Origin of the sequence: Sphaerotilus hippei, from assembly GCF_003201595.1 — a bacterium.
Taxonomy (GTDB): domain Bacteria; phylum Pseudomonadota; class Gammaproteobacteria; order Burkholderiales; family Burkholderiaceae_C; genus Sphaerotilus; species Sphaerotilus hippei.
Window position 1 is genome coordinate 1 of record NZ_QJJS01000010.1, and the last position, 16,803, is coordinate 16,803.

Annotated in this window: 16 protein-coding genes and 1 pseudogene; 12 read left to right on the forward strand and 5 right to left on the reverse strand. The window is 67.4% G+C overall.

Features of this window, described 5'->3' with window-relative positions; translation table 11 throughout:
* A pseudogene (locus tag C7444_RS20395) lies at positions 1-192 on the forward strand (hypothetical protein); the annotation flags it as partial.
* Here the strand turns inward: C7444_RS20395 and C7444_RS19990 are convergent.
* Both C7444_RS19990 and C7444_RS19995 read right to left on the reverse strand, forming a co-directional pair.
* Positions 168-566: a hypothetical protein gene (locus tag C7444_RS19990; protein ID WP_146219384.1), complete on the reverse strand. Its 399-nt coding sequence runs from the start codon at positions 564-566 to the stop codon at positions 168-170. The pseudogene C7444_RS20395 and the gene C7444_RS19990 overlap by 25 nt on opposite strands.
* A gap of 44 nt (positions 567-610) precedes the next feature.
* Entirely contained in the window at positions 611-1,663 is a 1,053-nt protein-coding gene (locus C7444_RS19995) for a hypothetical protein (RefSeq protein ID WP_146219385.1), read from the reverse strand.
* 730 nt (positions 1,664-2,393) lie between these two features.
* On the opposite strand from C7444_RS19995, the gene C7444_RS11630 reads away from it, so the two are divergent.
* The 8 genes from C7444_RS11630 (at position 2,394) to C7444_RS11665 (ending at position 10,900) form a co-directional block, all read left to right on the forward strand.
* Complete coding sequence (locus C7444_RS11630; protein WP_146219386.1) at positions 2,394-2,654, forward strand: hypothetical protein; 261 nt, start codon at positions 2,394-2,396, stop codon at positions 2,652-2,654.
* A gap of 126 nt (positions 2,655-2,780) precedes the next feature.
* Positions 2,781-3,296: an RNA polymerase sigma factor gene (locus C7444_RS11635; RefSeq protein ID WP_110401034.1), complete on the forward strand. Its 516-nt coding sequence runs from the start codon at positions 2,781-2,783 to the stop codon at positions 3,294-3,296.
* Between the two features lie 68 nt (positions 3,297-3,364).
* Positions 3,365-4,498, forward strand: a complete 1,134-nt coding sequence (locus C7444_RS11640; RefSeq protein WP_245909527.1) for a FecR family protein — start codon at positions 3,365-3,367, stop codon at positions 4,496-4,498.
* 118 nt (positions 4,499-4,616) lie between these two features.
* Entirely contained in the window at positions 4,617-6,995 is a 2,379-nt protein-coding gene (locus C7444_RS11645) for a TonB-dependent siderophore receptor (RefSeq protein WP_110401036.1), read from the forward strand.
* 11 nt (positions 6,996-7,006) lie between these two features.
* The gene (locus C7444_RS11650) at positions 7,007-7,990 is read left to right on the forward strand and encodes an ABC transporter substrate-binding protein (protein ID WP_211317536.1); all 984 of its coding nucleotides are present in this window, start codon (positions 7,007-7,009) and stop codon (positions 7,988-7,990) included.
* Positions 7,987-9,033, forward strand: coding sequence for a FecCD family ABC transporter permease (locus C7444_RS11655; RefSeq protein WP_110401037.1), 1,047 nt, complete (start codon positions 7,987-7,989; stop codon positions 9,031-9,033). Before C7444_RS11650 ends, C7444_RS11655 begins: the two co-directional genes overlap by 4 nt.
* Positions 9,030-10,028 (forward strand): FecCD family ABC transporter permease, encoded by a 999-nt coding sequence (locus C7444_RS11660; RefSeq protein WP_110401038.1) that lies wholly within the window; start codon positions 9,030-9,032, stop codon positions 10,026-10,028. Before C7444_RS11655 ends, C7444_RS11660 begins: the two co-directional genes overlap by 4 nt.
* 41 nt (positions 10,029-10,069) lie before the next feature.
* Positions 10,070-10,900 (forward strand): ABC transporter ATP-binding protein, encoded by an 831-nt coding sequence (locus tag C7444_RS11665; RefSeq protein ID WP_110401039.1) that lies wholly within the window; start codon positions 10,070-10,072, stop codon positions 10,898-10,900.
* 7 nt (positions 10,901-10,907) lie between these two features.
* Here the strand turns inward: C7444_RS11665 and C7444_RS11670 are convergent, their stop codons facing one another.
* Complete coding sequence (locus C7444_RS11670) at positions 10,908-11,156, reverse strand: DUF1513 domain-containing protein (RefSeq protein ID WP_170130723.1); 249 nt, start codon at positions 11,154-11,156, stop codon at positions 10,908-10,910.
* 9 nt (positions 11,157-11,165) lie between these two features.
* On the opposite strand from C7444_RS11670, the gene C7444_RS20795 reads away from it, so the two are divergent.
* Positions 11,166-11,294 carry a hypothetical protein gene (locus C7444_RS20795; RefSeq protein ID WP_259372556.1) on the forward strand — a complete coding sequence of 43 codons (129 nt, stop codon included), beginning with the start codon at positions 11,166-11,168 and terminating at the stop codon, positions 11,292-11,294.
* Between the two features lie 59 nt (positions 11,295-11,353).
* Here C7444_RS20795 and C7444_RS11675 read toward each other — a convergent pair whose 3' ends face one another.
* The gene (locus C7444_RS11675) at positions 11,354-12,388 is read right to left on the reverse strand and encodes a helix-turn-helix transcriptional regulator (RefSeq protein WP_211317537.1); all 1,035 of its coding nucleotides are present in this window, start codon (positions 12,386-12,388) and stop codon (positions 11,354-11,356) included.
* Positions 12,389-12,772: 384 nt separating this feature from the next.
* Here C7444_RS11675 and C7444_RS11680 point away from each other — a divergent pair, with 384 nt between their 5' ends.
* Positions 12,773-14,362 (forward strand): carboxylesterase/lipase family protein, encoded by a 1,590-nt coding sequence (locus tag C7444_RS11680; RefSeq protein ID WP_259372557.1) that lies wholly within the window; start codon positions 12,773-12,775, stop codon positions 14,360-14,362.
* Between the two features lie 78 nt (positions 14,363-14,440).
* Here the strand turns inward: C7444_RS11680 and C7444_RS11685 are convergent, their stop codons facing one another.
* Complete coding sequence (locus tag C7444_RS11685) at positions 14,441-15,475, reverse strand: LacI family DNA-binding transcriptional regulator (RefSeq protein WP_110401043.1); 1,035 nt, start codon at positions 15,473-15,475, stop codon at positions 14,441-14,443.
* A 151-nt stretch (positions 15,476-15,626) separates the two neighbouring features.
* Here C7444_RS11685 and C7444_RS11690 point away from each other — a divergent pair, with 151 nt between their 5' ends.
* A complete protein-coding gene (locus C7444_RS11690) occupies positions 15,627-16,802 on the forward strand; it encodes a phytanoyl-CoA dioxygenase family protein (protein ID WP_110401044.1) in 1,176 nt (391 codons plus the stop codon).
* Position 16,803: the final 1 nt, after the last annotated feature.

A 16,803-nucleotide genomic window follows, 5' to 3' on the forward strand; every position in this document is an offset into this window, starting at 1 on the left:
GAGGCGAATCCTGACGAAATCTTGAATCGTGACCTGAAGACTGAGTTGAGAACACGTCCTGCGGCGCAGAGCGTGTATGACTTGAAGAGAATCGCGCTTGATTTCATGGAGAAGCTCAAAGGTGCGCCACAGCGGGTTATCCGATACTTCAAGAGCCGGGGCATCGCTTATGCAGCTTGCGCCTCATGGTGATCTCTATTTAATTGCCGTGTTAATAATTCGTTCTGTGTGTTGCGGCATATTTTAAGCTCATCTACGCTTTTTAAGCGAGCTGAGGAAAGCCATGTGCGCGGATCTAGGCTGATTGAGGCCTGAATGGTCAATGCCTTCTCTCGGCTGACTTCTGTTTCCAAGGCTTCTTTTATACGGACGTGTTCCTTGTGCAGGGCGTCGATACGACGCTCTGATGCACGCATATCGCTGACATTTTCGTCGAGATCAAAGGCATTGTAACAATCCAGCAGTCGCTTCTTCTCTTTTCCCCTTGCTTCTGCGATTGAAATCTCAGCTTCTAACGCGGCGAGTTGATCGGTGTATGGATTTAAAATATTAATACCAGTTGTCATTGCTGGAATTATCCCTGTCTTGCATTTGCGCTACATGTAATTTATCACTGCACGCCGGGCGCGGTTGGCATACGTGCCGCCTGACCTTCTGTACCTCGGCCTGCAAGCGCAAGGTTGAAGATCTCCCCATCAATTATTAGGGATCGATCTAATACATCTCGCTGCAGTAACTCAAGTTTCGTGAGCTCCTCATTTACTTCTGAGTTTAGGTGGTCGCACAGCTGTTGAAATGTCAGTGGCTGCTCGGTAGCGACTGGCTCGAATGCGTACTGACCCACGCCCATGATGGCGTTGAATAAGCTCTGAGTCACTTTTTGGTTCGCATCGGCAAGTGAGGATGCCAGATCGCTGTTTTGAATCTCCTTGAGCACATCGTCGTAGTGCAGATCCCCAGCAGACTTGAGGTACCCGCTATCGCGCATGACTTCTACCTGGCCTTCCCTGCGCCCTGTCTTCTGATACACCAAGCGAGCCTCTTGGAAAGTGCGTGAAATTTTCAGGTCCTTGAGCCCAACAAATTGCACTACGTGTGCACCGTGAAAGCGGATTGGTTTGCCTCTTGAGGAAATACCAAAGGTCAACTTGTTTAAGTCAACGCCCGCCTTAATTGTGAAGTTGGCTGTAAGGACCCCAATGTACTGGTGGTGAGTGGGTCGATCCAGACCGAACAGTCCACCGGAATTAACGTCCTCGTTCTTCCGTTGGAAGGAGGTATATGTACTTGCTACCCTGAAAAATGCGATCTCCAAGGCCTGCTCGACACTGCGCGCTTCAATCCGACGGGTCTTCAACTGTTCAATCTGTGCCAGCAAATCTGCATTCTCGGCGGCAAGTTGGACACGCTCCTTTTGCTTGTTCCTCACTGAGTCCACCAGTACATCCATGAGGTCTGCACCAGCGTGTACTGTTCGGGCTACGCCGTCGAGTGAGCTACCCACCGCTGTCGTGATGGGCTTTACAGTTGCTATTACGTCGGTCGCGGTTCCCGCAACTGCCTGTATGCCTTTGTTCGCTGTCCCGAAGAGGCGCCAGACAAACACGCCTAGGAAGGCGACAAAGGCTAGGCCGATGGCCACGTACCAAGACTCATTGTTCATTTTTATCCTCCGGATTGCTGAGCCAGTCTATGGGCAGTTCGATGCTTCGTACGATCCCCGGGGTGGGTGCGCAGCTTCAAAACTGTTGCCTGCGACAAAGTGCACGTGACGTTCTTCTCTCTAGGTGAGCATGAGACGTGTTCAGGCGGGAGTGCTGTTTGGGCAGTGTGATGCATCGCCTCTGTGAGGCAGTGAGGCTCCGGGGCAGTGGTCAAGTGATGCGACGACGAGCTTCGGTCGCGCTACGGTCTTCGACGGACAGGTGCGGCGGTGCGCTGTGCGGTCCGAATGTGCCCGGTTGCCTTGATGCTGTTCTACGGTCCCTCGCCAAGTGGGCTGCGGTCCGTGGTCCCTAGTCGGTGGTTTGGGGCGGTTTGCGGGGCTGCGGAGCGAGACTTCTGGCGGCTGGTGCCAACGCTGGAAGTGCGCTCTTGTGTTGCCAGGCATGGGGAAAGTGCCCCCGCAGTGCGGTGCGATGGACTGAAAGTCCGCTGTTCGACGACCTCTTAATCCGTAGGTCGAGTGTTCGAGTCACTCAGGGCCCACCAAAATTTAAGAACGAAAACAAGGACTTGGCGAGAGCTAGGTCCTTTTTTCATTGGGCATCGGACTTGCTGGGCGCGTGTCGCCGCGCGTGGTCCGTTGCGTCGTCCTGCGCCTGTCCGGCATGCCCTTCGGAGCACGTCGGCCTGGCCGCCTCGAAGCGCGCACCGCCCGCGAAGCCGCACTGGTGACCCAGAACCTGCGCCTGCGGGCCGAGCTGGTGCTGCTGCGCACCGCGGTGTTCTGGGGCCTGGGTGCCGCGACCGTGCTGCGCCGCCCGCCCGCCACGCGGGTGCGGCCGCGGCTCGAAGCGGGTGCCCGCGAGGCCCAGGCCGTGATCTGCCAGACCGGTTGCGCGGGCCACGCCCACCCCTGGCTGGAGGCCGACGGCCAGTGCCGGCGCAGTGGCGAGGCCTGTGATCGCGTGGATCCGGCTGCGGTGCGCTGATCAGCGGTCTGTGCGGTCCCGGCGCGCCCTGTCGGATGCCGCAGGGACATCGGCCGCGCGCCAGCACCGTGCCAGCCATTCGTTGATAATGAGAACCATTATCGAAAAGACCCAACCGCTGATACCGTGCTGGAACGCTACCACCGCGAACTGCTGAACTTCCTGACCCGCCACGTGCGTGATCACCACACCGCGGCCGACCTGACGCAGGAGAGCTTTGCCCGCGTGCTGGGCGCCCAGTCGGCCGGGCAGGTGGTGCTGGACATGCGCGCCCTGCTGTTTCGCACCGCCCGCAACCTGGTCATAGACCAGCACCGCCGCCATGCCCACCGCCAGCACGAAGACTTGGCCGGTCTCGGCGAGCAGGAGCAGCCGCCGGCGCCGCGGCATTGCCAGCCCGAGGAGTCCCTGGCCCAGGGGCAGCAGGCCCGGGCTGTGCTGCAGGCGATCGAAGCCCTGCCCCCCCGCTGCCGCGAGGCCTTTGTGCTCAACCGCTTCGAAGGCCTGTCGCACCAGGAGGTGGCGCAGCGCATGGGCATCAGCAAGAACATGGTGGCGCAGCACGTGGCGCGTGCCTTGCTGAGCTGCCAGGCCAGCCTGGACGGCGGGACCGCACCCGGGCGCCCTGCCGCAAAATCCTAGGCTGGCGCCGCGCCACCACCTCCACCACCGGGCGGGTGGTGCGTCTACCCAGACAAGCACGCCCATTGATGAACGCTCCCAACCCCATGCCACACCCAGGCCAGGCCGCCGGGCCGGTCCCGTCCGGCGACGGTGAGGCGCGCCCACGGCTGGAGGCCGAGGCCGCGCAGTGGCTGGTGCGTCGCCAGGATGGCCTGACGCCGCCGGAGCAGGTCGAGCTGCAGGGTTGGCTGGCCGCTGACCCGGCGCGCGTGGTCGCGCTGGACCGGCTGGCCGCCCTGTGGCGCGACCTGGACGGCTTGCCGGTGTCCGACGTGGCGGCGCTGAAAGCGGGGCTTGCGGCGCCGCAGCCGGTGTTGCGGCCCCCGGTCACGGCATCGCGCCGGCCACCGCTTGCACCCAGCCGGTGGGCCGGTCTGCTGCCGCGGCTGGCGGGTGCCGGGGGGGCGGCCTCGGTGGCGCTGGCGGGCTGGCTGGCCTGGAGCCAATGGCAGCTCCAGCCCACCTACCAGCGCAGCCTGGTTTCCGCGCGTGGCCAGCAACTGCCGGTCGCGTTGCCCGATGGCAGTGCCCTGCGGCTGGACACGGCTACGCGGCTGGACGTTGCGCTGTACCGGCAGCGTCGCGAAGTGCGCCTGCCGGAGGGGCAGGCGATGTTCGACATCCGGCGCGACCCGCAGCGACCGTTCCACGTGCTGGCCGGGCCGCTGCGCATCACCGTGCTGGGGACCCGGTTCTCGGTGCGCCACACCCAGGCCGGGCTGGCCGCCGGACAGGTTCACGTGGTGGTGGAGGAGGGGCGGGTGCGTGTGGCCCAGGCGGTTGCCGCAGGCGAGCGCGCCGCCGCCGGCGGCCCGGTCACCGAGGGCGAGTTTGTCGAGCTGGGCGCCGGCCAGTCGGTGGAGGCCGATGCGCGCGGCCGCTTCGCACAGGTGCATTCGGTGCGCACCGGCGCGGCCATGGCCTGGCGTGACGGGCGCCTCGTGCTCAGCGACGTCCCACTGGGCGAGGTGCTGGCCGAATTCGAGCGCTACGCCGACACCGGCTTGCGCATCCGCGACCCCGCCGTGGCCGCGCTGCGCCTGAACGGCAGTTTCGACCTTCGGCAGGTCCCGGCCCTGCGCCGCAGCCTGACCCTGGCCTTGCCGGTGCGTCTGGTGCCAGCACCGGACGGGCGGACCGATATCGTCGCTGGCCGCTGACGGCCGGTGCACGGCGCACCGCGTGCACATTTCTGCCGGACCGACCTCAAGCATCGCTTGGCTGGTGCGTCTTCCTGGGTAACCAACCCAGTTGGACCGATCCCCCGGAGTGTTTTCCATGTCCCTGTCCCGCTTTCCGTCCGCCCCGATAGCGCTGGCCGCTGTCCTCGCGCTGACCAGCCTCGCCCCCCGTGCCGCACTGGCTCAGGCCACCCCGGACACCGCCGCGGCACGCGTCCACACCCTCGCGCTGCCGGCCCAGCCGCTGGGGGATGCGCTCAATGAACTGGCCCGCCAGGCCGGCCTGCAGCTGCTGGTTCTGCGCGAACTGGTGCAGGGCCTGCAGGCGCCGGCCCTGAGCGGGCGCCTGTCGGCACAGCAGGCGCTGGACCGGCTGCTGGCGGGCACCGGCCTGATGGCCGACATCGACCAGAACCAGGTGGTGGTGCGCCGTGCCCCACCCGCACGCGTCGCCACCCTGGCGGAAGTCACCGTGTCCGCACGGGCACTGCGGTCTGAAGGCTTCCGGCCCGCCACCGTGGAAGCGGGCAGCTTCCGTGGCGCCAGCATCATGGACGTCCCGTCCACGGTGAACGTGGTGACCAGCGAGGTGCTGGAGGAGCAGGCCGCCACCGGCCTGTACGACGCGCTGCGCAACACGGCGGGGGTCACGCGCCAGCAGAACGGCGGCGAAACCTGGGACCAGCTGGTGTTCCGTGGCATCGCGGTGGAAAACCGGACCAACTACCGCATCAACGGTTCGCTGCCCTACCTGAACTTCACGCAGACGCCGATGGAGAACAAGGAGCGTGTCGAAGTCCTCAAAGGTGCGTCGGCGCTGTACTACGGCTTCACCTCGCCGGCGGGTGTGGTCAACCTGGTCACCAAACGCGCGGGCGCCGAGCCGGTCGGCTCGGTCGAGCTGAGCGTGGACTCGAACGACGGCGCCATGGTGCATGCCGACCTCGGGCGGCGTTTCGGCGAGTCGGGTGAATACGGCCTGCGCATCAACGCGGCCAGCGGCAACATCGGCACCTACCTCGACGGTGCGGACACCGGCAAACGGGAATTTTTCTCCGCCGCGTTCGACTGGCGGGTGAACTCGAAGCTCAAGCTCCAGGCCGATCTGGAGTACGACCACCGGCGCCAGATCGAGCAGGCCGGTGTCAACCTGCCGACCGCCGTGAACGGTGTCATCACCCTGCCGGCGGCGGTGGACCCGACCCGACTGGTCGGGCCCGACTGGTCCACCTTTGACGCCAAGACCATCAATGCCCTGGTGCGGGCGGACTATTCGTTGTCCGAGAACTGGGCCCTGACGGCCGAGCTGGGACGCTCCGAGGTGGAGCGCCAGCGCCAGCTGGCCATCTTCCGCTTCACCAACGCCGCCGCGGTGGCGACCGGGGCCGGCAACATCCAGGGCAACTCGCAGCGGTTGAACCTGAGCTCCGACATGGCGCGGCTGGAGCTGGCGGGCCAGGTGCAAGCCGGTGGCCTGCAGCACGAACTCACCTTCGGTGCCACCTACACCACCAAGGAGCAGGGCGATATCTACCAGCAAACCTACCGGGTGGCATCGCAGAACCTCTACAACCCGACCGACATTTCCAGCCTGGTGGTGTGGAACGCTGCGCCCACCAGCCCCACCACCGAGGCCTACAGCACGCGGGACCGCGGCCTCTACGCGGTCGACCGCGTGGCCCTGGGGGAGCGCTGGCAGCTCATCGGTGGCCTGCGCCACGCCAGCTACGACAGCAACCAGGGCGGCATCCGATACAGCCCCAGCAAGACCACGCCGCTGGCCGCGGTGATCTACAAGCCTTCGGCGAACTGGTCGGTCTACGGTTCCTACGCCCAGTCGCTGGAAGAGGGCGAGACCGCTCCCACCGGCACGGCCAACGTCGGCACCCGCCTGGCACCGGGCGTGAGTCGGCAGGTGGAGGTCGGCACCCGCTGGCTCGCACCCAGTGGCACCCTGATGTCGATGGCCCTGTTCGACATCGTGCGCCCGGGTTACTACACCAACGCCGACAACGTGTTCACCGCGGAGGGTGAGCAGCACTACGCCGGGCTGGAATGGTCGGCCCAGGGCCGGTTGAGCCCGCAACTGGACTGGCAGGCCTCGGCGCTCTGGCTGGACCCTTCGTTCCAGCACATCGGTGCCGCCTACGACGGCAAGCTGCCCGAGAACGCCGCCCGCCGCACCGCCAGCCTGTTCATGCGCTATGCCATGGCCGCGGTGCCGGGCCTGTCGGTCAACGCGGGGGCCTACTACACCGGGCGCCGACCGGTGAACGACCTCAACCAGGCCTGGCTGGACGGCGTGACCCTGTACGCCGCCGGCCTGCGCTACACCGGCCAGTCGTTCGGCCGCCGCACCACCTGGCAGCTCAACGTCGAAAACCTGACCGACAAACAGTACTGGGCCGCCGCCGGCACCCGACTGGCCGCCGGTGCGCCCCGCACCGTCAAGGCGTCCGTCCAGGTCGACTTCTGAGCCACCCGGCCGTGGACCGGAACTTTCCAAGCCGGCGTCGGCTGCTCGGCCTGATCGGGCTGCTGGCCGTTGGCCATGCGCTGGCGGCCCGGGACGCCGAACCCGTCACCGGCAGCACGCAGGCCGACGGGGTCTTCCCCCGCACGGTGCAGCACTGGCAAGGCGCGACGGTCATCGCCCGTGCGCCGCTGCGTGTGGCCGCGCTGTCCACCGGTCAGGCCGATGCCCTGCTGACGCTGGGTCTGATGCCCGCCGGCGCGACGCGCGACGAGCGCGGCAGCCTCTGGCCCGACTACCTGCGCCGCTCGCTCGGCGCGCGGGCTGCGGCGCTGTCGGGGACGGCCGACCTGGGCACCCGGACCGCCCCCGACCTGGAGGCCCTGGCCCGCTTGCGGCCAGACCTGATCCTGGTCCACCGCACCGTGCTCAAGCCGGGTCTGCTGGCGCTGTTCCAGCGCATCGCGCCGACCGTGGTGACCCAGGGCACCGGCACCCACTGGCAGAGCGACTTTCGCCTGCTGGCCGACGCGGTGGGCCGGCGCGAGCAGGCCCAGGCCTGGCTCGGCGACTTTGCCGCTGCGACCGCGCGCGCCCGGCGGGCCTGGCAGGGGGCTCCGCCCGAGGTGTCGTTCGTCCAGAGCGGCGGCGGGCGCCTGCGCATCATGGGCCAGTCCTCCTTCGTGGGCGGCATTGCGCGCGACATGGGCCTGCGCCGCCCGGCAGCGCAGGCATTCAAACGCACCTCGCAGGACGTGGGCGCCGAACGGCTGGACCTGGCCGATGGGGACTGGATCTTCTACGGCGCCCGGGGCGAGGCGGTGCGCTCGCTCACCGGCTCCCCGCTGTGGGGGCTGCTCGGCGGTGTGCGGCAACAGCGCGCCGTGCGGGTGGACTACGACCCCTTCTTCATGAACGCCGGCCCCACCGCGGCCCGCCAGGTGCTGCAGGCCCTGGAAACGGCGCTCGGGCCCGCCGCCCGGGCGGTGCCGCCATGAGCCGCCCGCTGTGGCAGGACGGGCCGGCGGTGGCGCCGGACCGCCAGCGCGCGCACCGGCGCCTGGCCGGTCTGGTGCTGCTGCTGGCATCGCTGGCATGCCTGGCGGCGGCCAGTCTGATGCTGGGCAACCGCCCCCTGCCGGAGGCCGTGCTGTGGCAGGCCCTGTGGCAACCCGGTGACGACCTGGCATCCACCATCGTCTGGCAGTTTCGCCTGCCGCGCACCGCCCTGGCCGTGGTGGTGGGCTGTGCGCTGGGGGTCGCGGGGGCGCTGATGCAGGCGCTCAACCGCAACCCGCTGGCCGATCCGGGGCTGCTGGGCATCCACGCCGGGGCGTCGCTGGCGGTGGTGCTGGCCATGTCTGTGCTGGGCCTGCGCGCGCCCGCCACCCTGGCCCTGTTCGCGCTGGCCGGTGCAGCCGCCGGTTCCCTGGGCGTGCAGCTGCTGGCCGGCCGCGCTCCACCGGGGCAGCGACGCGTGCGCCTGCTGCTGGCGGGCACCGCGCTCAGCGCCTGCCTGGCGTCGGCCACGGCCATGGTCACGCTGTTCGATGTCCAGACCTTCGATGCCTACCGCTTCTGGATCGTCGGCTCGCTGGAAGGCCGTGGGCTGGACGTGCTCGGCACCACCGGGCCGCTGGTCGTGCTGGGGGTGTTGCTCGCGCTGTCACAGGCGCACGCGCTGGACGCCCTGGGCCTGGGCGACGACATGGGGCAGGCGCTGGGCCAGCGCCTGTGGCGGGTGCGCGCCGTCGGCCATGCGGCCGTCGTGCTGCTGTGCGGCGCCGCCACGGCCGCGGCCGGCCCGATCGGGTTCATCGGTCTGGTCGTGCCCCACCTGGTGCGGCTGATCGTCGGACCCCACTGGCGCTGGATCATGGCCTATGCCCTGCTGGCCGGCCCGGTGCTGGTGCTGGGCGCCGACGTGCTGGGCCGCTTGATCGCACGCCCGGACGAAATCGAGGCCGGCATCGTCAGCGCCCTGCTGGGCGCACCGGTTTTGCTGGTGCTGGTGCGGCGGACCACCGGAGGCGCGCGATGAAGCCCCGGACCGCTGTGAACGCCCAGCCGCGCCACGTGGCTTGCGCTCTGGCCCTGCTGCTGCTGGCCTGTGCCGCCGGTTCGCTCACCGTGGGCCTCCCGAGCCCCGGCTGGCCGGTCGGGTGGGCCGGGCCTGCGGAGGCCGGTGCCCTGGCCCGCTGGGTGTTGCTGGAACTGCGGCTGCCCCGCGTGCTGGCCGCTGCTGCCGTCGGCACCTGCCTGGCGGTGGCCGGCTGGATTTTTCAGCGCCTCTCGCGCAACCCCCTGGCCAGCCCCGACATCGTCGGGCTTACCACCGGCTCGGCCACCGGCGGACTGGTGACGGTGCTGCTGTTCGGGGCCGCCCCGGCTGCGCTGCCCTGGGGCGCGCTCGCCGGCGGCTTGCTCACCGCCACCCTGGTGCAGGCCCTCACACCCCGGCGTGGCTCGCCCGCCAGCGCGATGATCCTGACCGGCATCGCGCTGGCGGCCATGCTCGCCGCCGTCAACGACTACCTGCTCACGCGAGCCGAACTCGACGACGCCGTGGCCGCCCGCTTCTGGCTGCACGGCAGTCTGCAGGCGGTGCGCTGGACCGAGGTGGCGGGCCTGTTCACCCTGGGCAGCCTGCTGGTGGCCGCCGCCACCGCGCAGTCGCGCAGCCTGGACCTGCTTGAAATGGGCGACGCCATGGCCCAGGCCCTGGGCCTGCCGGTGCGGCGCGCGCGCCACGGTCTGTTGCTGGTGGCGGTCGCCCTGACCGCCCTGGTGATCTCGGTGGCCGGTCCGGTGGGCTTTGTGGCGCTGGTGGCACCGCCGCTGGCGCGGCGTCTGTGCCGTGGTGTCAGCCACCTGCCCAGCGTGGCCCTGACCGGGGCCTGTCTGTGCGTCGCCAGCGACTGGGTGGCCCGGGCCGCCCTGGCGCCCTTCCAGATCCCGGTCGGCCTGGTCACCAGTCTGCTCGGGGGGGCCTACCTGATGGTGCTGCTCTCGCTGCAATGGCGGCGCGGCGGCTGAGCCTGCCGCAGCCCACTAACCTGTTTCCTGACCCACCTGCCATGCGACCAGATACCTGCGCCGTTGCGCCCACCCCCCCCCGCCTGCAGGCCGAGCAGCTGAGCGTCGGCTACGGCAGCACACCGGTGCTGCAGGCCCTGAACCTGGCCATCGCAGACGGTGGCCTGACCGCCATCATCGGCCCCAACGGTTGCGGCAAATCCACCCTGCTGCGGACCCTGGCGCGGCTGGAGACGCCTCAGCAAGGGCGCGTCCTGCTTGATGGGGCGCTCATCCACCGCCGCCCCACCCGCGAGGTGGCGCGCATCCTGGGCGTGCTGCCACAGGCCGCGCAACACCCGGATGGCATCCGCGTGCACGAACTGGTGGCGCGCGGACGCCATCCGCACCGCGGCTGGCTTGCAGGCTGGCGCACCCGCGACGAAGAGGCGGTGCAGCAAGCCATGGTGCAGGCCGACGTGGCCGGGCTGGCCGATCGCTTCGTCGACGAACTCTCGGGTGGCCAGCGCCAGCGCGTCTGGCTGGCCATGGCGCTGGCCCAGGACACGCCCCTGTTGCTGCTGGACGAGCCGACGACCTACCTCGACCTGGCCCACCAGATCGGCCTGATGGAGCTGCTGCGCCAGCTGCAGCGCCAGCGCGGCCGCACGCTGGTGGTGGTGCTGCACGACCTGCACCAGGCCTGCCGCTACGCCGACCAGTTGCTGGTCATGCGCGACGGTCGCATCGTCGCGCAGGGCGCGCCCTCGCAGGTCATGACCACCGAACTGGTGGAACAGGTGTTCGACCTGCCCAGCTGCATCATCCCCGACCCGGTGACGGGCACGCCCCTGGTCATCCCCACCGGGGTGTCGCGGCGCGCGACGGCCTGAAGCCGGTTCAGCCCTGGCGCAGCACCCAGTGGTTGTCGATCTGCAGCGCCGGGGCGCGCGGGCCGTGCACCACGGCCGCCGTACCTGCTGTGTGGTGCAGTACACCGGCTGCGCCACGGCTGCTGGCGGCCCACCATGGCCCGCCGTTTCCGGCCAGCGCATAGGCCTCGACGTGGGGCAGTGCGCCGCGCCATGTCTCTTGCGGTCCGAACAGAGCCAGGGTGTCGGCGCGCGGGCTGACAAGGTCCGACAGCAACTGCTGGCGATGCCGACCACGCTGTATCTGCCTCCCCGTGACGTGCAGCTTCTGCGCGAGACCGGCGCCAGCATGGTGCGCGAGTCACCCGAATTCCAGCGACTCATGCGCACGATCAGCAGTCCGACCAAGCCATGAGTAGACGCCCGCCTGAGATCCGTCCGCGTACGCGGCAATGACCTGGGTCAAGGTCCTACTCAACTGCGGTGCAGCCAGGTGGGATCGCGAGATGGTGGATGGCCGTACCGATTCCGAAAGTAGCGGCTGAATGCACTTTGTGAGGCAAAGCCCAAGCGGGCACCGATGTTCAGCAGCGACAGTGTGGGGTCTGCCATCAGGACTGGCAGCTGCTGCGCGCGCAGATGTTCCACCAAGGAGCTGAAGTCCACGCCATGTGCGGCCAGGTTGCGGCGCAACGTCCAGCGGGACATGCCCAGCACACAGGCCACGTCGCGTTGAAGTGCGTTCAGGTCTGCCTCGACGCCTTCTGTTCCAACCTCCTGCCAGCGGGTCTGCACCAGATCCTCGATGCGGGTGACGAACTGATCGATCGGTCGACGTTGTGCGAGTGCCTGCAGGCGAGCGTCCAGTATCTGCCGAGCCCAAGTGCTACTGAACTGGTTGTGACCCTCTACGGGGGCCCACAGTCCGCGTCCTTGCAACACCAGCCGCTGGGTTCGGGCGCTGGGGTTCAGGGTCACAGGTGCTTGCAGGATTTCGCCGAGCAAGGCCTTTGAGCAGGGGCGATCGAGCTCACCGATCTCGAAATGTGCGCTGATGGGCCAGCTTGTGCGCTGCTGGTAGTAGTGCACCAGATCCTGCAGTCCTGTGAGTTGGCTGACCGCTGCGATCAGGCCCGATCCCGCATTGGGTTCCAGCGTGCAGCTCATCACCAGTTGGTCGCCCTCGACCTCACAGTCGATCGGATCGGCCTCGTTGACCAAAGGCCGATAGCGGGCGTAGGTCAGAGCGGCATCGCCCAGCGTCGGACAGTTGAACCACAGCGCTGTGAGCTCGGGCCAGTGCCGCGACGTCCATTGCGTCCAAGCCAGAGGAGTGCGGTCGCGCAGATCCGCCAGCCTCCCGGTGGCCTCCACCAGCTTGCGGGCTTGGCGAAAGCGGCGTGCATCGAGCCATCCATCGACGCGAGCCATCTCCAGTGGCCCGATGCCGACCAGGCGGTCAAAGGTTTCTGGGTCTACCCCTTGCACGGCCAGATGCTCGCGGCTCATTCGCACCACGTGCATCGAGACGGAGGGTTCGCGGGAGGTGTGATGCAAAGGCATGGTGTCGGCATGTAACTACCAACTCACGATACGAAGTTGTTCCGGTTTCACTTCTCCGGACTAACCCTGGACAGCGTGAATTGCCCCCGCAGGTCAACTCGCTGCCCCTGCTGGCAAACATTGGTGAGAGGCATTTTCTTAACGTTGTGACCTCGTGAAGACTGGCCGTGACCGCTCAGTTCCTCGAAGTGCCGTTCGACAGCGCCCGCCGCTGTTTCGGTGATCCCATGCCCGCCAACAACATTGGAGACAAACATGCCCGAGAACACTTTCGATGCAGATCAACCAGGGGCCAAGGCCCAGCGTGCGGAGTCAAGCGATGGGCCTCGTATGGCCCTTTGGGGTCTCAGCGCTGCCGCGCTTGTACTTGCTCTCAGCGCTTGCGGTGGCGCCGACGACAGTCCGGCTGACACTGCCACCAGCGCGCAACCCACTGTGGTGAGTACCGCCCAGGGTCCCGTGCAAGGCACCTTGAAGGACAACGTCACCGTGTTCCTGGGTGTGCCCTATGCGGAGTCGCCCGTGGGTGCCCGGCGCTGGAAGGCCCCCGCAGCCCTGGCGGTTCGGTCTGGCACCTACACGGCACAGGAAGCCAAGTCGGGCTGCACCGTGGCGGAGGACTGCCTGTATCTGAACATCTACAAACCCGCAAAGGCCAGCGCTGCCAGCAAGCTGCCGGTGCTGATGTACATCCACGGCGGCGGGCTGGGAGCGGGAACGCCCAACGATTTCGATGGTTCGGCACTGGCCAACGACAACGGTGTGGTGGTGGTGACCATTGCCTACCGGCTTGGTGCGCTGGGTTTCTTGGCTCACCCCGCTCTGACGGCTGAGGCCGGCGGCAGCTCGGGCAACTACGGCATGCTCGACCAGCAGGCCGCGATGGCCTGGGTTCGCGCCAACATCCAGGGCTTTGGCGGTGATCCTGCCAACACCACCATCTTCGGGCAATCGGCCGGGGGCTACTCGGTCTATACCCACCTGGCCTCGCCGCTGGCGGCCGGACTGTTCGACAAGGCCGTGGTCAGCAGTGGTGCCTACATGCGCATCCAGCCCACGCTGGCCACCGCCGAGACCTTCGGTCAGAGCGACGCCAGCAAGTGGGGTTGCACCGGCACCGACGCCGAGGTGCTGGCCTGTCTGCGGACGCTGCCTGCGGCCACGGCGCGCGCAGGCACCGGGCCGGTCTCGGGCGTGTGGACGCCGGTGATCGACGGCAAGCTGCTGAAGGAATCGACGACCGAGGCGTTCGCCGCCGGCCGATTCAACCAAGTGCCCACCATCGTCGGTTCCAACCATGACGAGGCTACGTCGGCCGCCAAGAACTTCGCCAGCGCGCCCCTGGCCAGCGCCACGTGGGCCTTTGTGGCCGCCTCGGTGGTGAAGGTGGGGACCCCCACCGACATCGCAGCGCAATACAGCAGCACCGACTTCCCGGTGCCCACGCGCGCATTCACCAGTGCCTATGGCGACTACCGCTTCTTCTGCGGCATGGTGGCCGAGGCCCAGCGCATCGGCCAGTGGGTGCCCAGCACTTGGTCCTACGAGTTTGCCGAGCAGACTCCGGCGCAGGCCATTCCCGGGCAGGATCCTGCGACCACCCCAGGGCCGGAGCTTGCGTTCTATGGCCCCTGGGGTGATTTCCACTCTGCCGACCTGTCGTACTGGTTCTCCCAGTTCCGCACACAGGACCAAACGGCGTCGAACCTGGCTCTGTCGGTTTCGATGCGCAGTTACCTGGCCAACTTCGCGCGCACCGGCAACCCCAACGGCAGTGGCCTGCCGATGTGGGCCACGGTGGCGGCCAACGGGGGCAAGGTGATGAGTTTCGCCACGCCACTGGTGCCCGGCGCGGATGCGGCCACGGCCCACAAGTGCTCGTACTGGGGCACCCAGCCGCCGTCTGCCAGCCTGATTTGAGGCATCGCTCGGCCTGGCGGTGTCAGTCCGCCGGGCTGCAGCGCTCCGATGCCTCGCCGGGTTGAACGGCTAGGCAAGTCACCTGCCCGTCCAAGATATGGGCAGGTTGAACGGAGTGATCACCTCTGGACGAGAAAGCGTCGGCGGTGGCGCCGTCACTTTCAGCCCGTGGGCCTGCATGAACTGCAGGCACGCGCTGTGCAGATCGTGGCGCAAATCATGGTGCAGCACGGCAGAGAGTTGGCGTTCGCGCAGCATCCCGAGGTTGTCGGCGTCCAGGTCATGGCCGATGAACACCCGACAGGCCTGACCCGCGTGCGCGAAGGCCCGGGCCACTGCGAGGTTGGCACCACCGACGGAGTACACCGCCGTCATGCCCGATGACCGGGCCAGCGCCTGCGACACGACTCGGTAGGTGGATTCCGGCAGACCCTTGCCGTCGAGTTCGACGTGCAACTGCCACGCGGGTCGCCACTGCACGAGCGCTTGCGTGAATGCCCGGATGCGCTCCTCTTCGCCCTGAAAGAATGGGCCGCTGCTGGAGACGAGGACCTTCTGGTGTTCCTCTCCAAGCCATTGCGTCATCAGGTACGCCGCCGTGCGACCCGCTGCGGCATTGTCCAGCCCGACATAAGCCGTTCTCGCGGACGGGGCGATGTCTGTGACCAGGGTGATCACTGGAATGCCTCTGGCGATCAGTCGTTCGATGGCCGCAGCGGTTTCCGGGAGGTTCGGGGCCTTGAGCAGAACCCCGTGGCTGCCACGACGGGCGATGGCGTCCAGCCGGTCGATGAGGTCCGTGACGTTCAGTGTGTCGGCAACGTGCTCGCGCACCCGGAACACCGCCGGCTGCACCTGAGCTGCAGCGGCCTGGAGCGCGTCGATCACGAGTCCGGAAAACCGCGCAGGGGCATCCATGACCAGGTCCACCACGAAGCGTCGACCTTGGCGCCCCATCTGCTGTCTCTGCTTCTCGAGCTCCTTGAAGGCCTGCTGCACACGCAGCCGTGTGGCCAGCCGAACCCCCGGCCGCTCGTGCAGCACCCGGTCCACCGTGGCCACGCTGACACCAGCCTGCAGGGCGACTTCCTTCATCAAGTAGGTGTGAGCCATGGCGTCGAACGGCGTGGGGCAGGGGCTGGAAGATGTTCATTCTGCCCGACGTGTGCGGGGGAATTCTGAGGTGTTTTTGAGGTGTTTGAGATCGATCCGTTCACGGTCGGCCTTCTAGACTTTGATCGACGACAACCCCATTGGAGACACCATGCAAGTCCGTTCCGAACCTGGTTGGCTGAGGCGCGAGGACGCTTCGCTGGACGCGCTGAAGGCTCTGGTCGGTTCCCCGACCGATGCCCTTGGCTGCCCGAGCGCGAGCCTCATTCAGAAGGGGGTCCCTCTGTACGACTGCGAGGCGCTGCGCACGCGTGTGCGCGCTGGCGACTTGGGCGAAGCGGCTCTGATGGCCGAATGGGCCTGGGTCTGGCGTGAGGGCCCGGGCATCCTGGTGCTGCAGCGCGCGTTCGCGCACACGGACGTGGTGGATGAGGCGTCGGTGCGGTTTGATGAAATGATCCAGCGCGAGCGGGCGTCGGGCGCAGGCGGCGACCACTTCGCCAAGGCGGGTGCCAATGATCGGGTCTGGAATGCCCTGGAGAAACTGTGCGAGGCCGATCCGGCCTTGTTTGCGCGCTATTACGCCAACGACATGATCGCGCTGGCGGCCCGTGCGTGGCTGGGCCCGGGCTACCAGATCACCTCGCAGGTGAACAACGTGAGGCCCGGTGGGGCTCCGCAGGCCCCGCACCGCGACTACCACCTTGGGTTCTGCACTTCCACACAGGCCCAGGCTTACCCCCGCCATGTCCACGCTTTGTCACCGATGTTGACGCTTCAAGGAGCGGTGGCGCATGTGGACATGCCGCTCAGTGCCGGTCCAACGCTCTACTTGCCGCACTCGCAGAAATTCGAGCACGGGTACCTGGTCGCGGATCAGGAGGTGTTCACCCGCTACTTCGAGGCGAACTGCGTGCAGCTGCCGCTCACCAAGGGCGACGTGGTGTTCTTCAACCCGGCGCTCCTGCACGGAGCCGGTCGCAACGTGTCGGCGGACATCCAGCGCATGGCCAACCTGCTGCAGATCTCGTCGGCCTTCGGTCGGGCGATGGAATCGGTGAACCGCGACCGCATGGTCCGGTGCCTGTATCCGCATCTGCTGGCCCTGCATCAGGACGGACGTCTGAGTGGGCCCGAGCTCGAACGGGTCGTGGCGGCTTCGGCCGAGGGGTATGCGTTTCCGACCAACCTGGATCTGGATCCGCCGGTCGGTGGGCTGGCGCCGGCCAGTCCGCAGGTGGTGGTGCTGCAGGCACTGGAGGCCGGATGGTCCGCGCATCAGCTCGAAGCGCGGCTCGACGAGATGGCCGGCAAGCGGCTGAGCTGAA

What these genes read in the sequence shown, in the direction of transcription:
- C7444_RS20795 (WP_259372556.1), top strand. Translation starts at nt 11,166, where the DNA reads ATGCCGACCACGCTGTATCTGCCTCCCCGTGACGTGCAGCTTCTGCGC.
- C7444_RS11645 (WP_110401036.1), top strand. Translation starts at nt 4,617, where the DNA reads ATGTCCCTGTCCCGCTTTCCGTCCGCCCCGATAGCGCTGGCCGCTGTC.
- C7444_RS11655 (WP_110401037.1), top strand. Translation starts at nt 7,987, where the DNA reads ATGAGCCGCCCGCTGTGGCAGGACGGGCCGGCGGTGGCGCCGGACCGC.
- C7444_RS19990 (WP_146219384.1), bottom strand. Translation starts at nt 566, where the DNA reads ATGACAACTGGTATTAATATTTTAAATCCATACACCGATCAACTCGCC.
- C7444_RS11685 (WP_110401043.1), bottom strand. Translation starts at nt 15,475, where the DNA reads ATGGCTCACACCTACTTGATGAAGGAAGTCGCCCTGCAGGCTGGTGTC.
- C7444_RS11680 (WP_259372557.1), top strand. Translation starts at nt 12,773, where the DNA reads ATGGCCCTTTGGGGTCTCAGCGCTGCCGCGCTTGTACTTGCTCTCAGC.
- C7444_RS19995 (WP_146219385.1), bottom strand. Translation starts at nt 1,663, where the DNA reads ATGAACAATGAGTCTTGGTACGTGGCCATCGGCCTAGCCTTTGTCGCC.
- C7444_RS11640 (WP_245909527.1), top strand. Translation starts at nt 3,365, where the DNA reads ATGAACGCTCCCAACCCCATGCCACACCCAGGCCAGGCCGCCGGGCCG.
- C7444_RS11690 (WP_110401044.1), top strand. Translation starts at nt 15,627, where the DNA reads ATGCAAGTCCGTTCCGAACCTGGTTGGCTGAGGCGCGAGGACGCTTCG.
- C7444_RS11660 (WP_110401038.1), top strand. Translation starts at nt 9,030, where the DNA reads ATGAAGCCCCGGACCGCTGTGAACGCCCAGCCGCGCCACGTGGCTTGC.
- C7444_RS11665 (WP_110401039.1), top strand. Translation starts at nt 10,070, where the DNA reads ATGCGACCAGATACCTGCGCCGTTGCGCCCACCCCCCCCCGCCTGCAG.
- C7444_RS11675 (WP_211317537.1), bottom strand. Translation starts at nt 12,388, where the DNA reads ATGAGCCGCGAGCATCTGGCCGTGCAAGGGGTAGACCCAGAAACCTTT.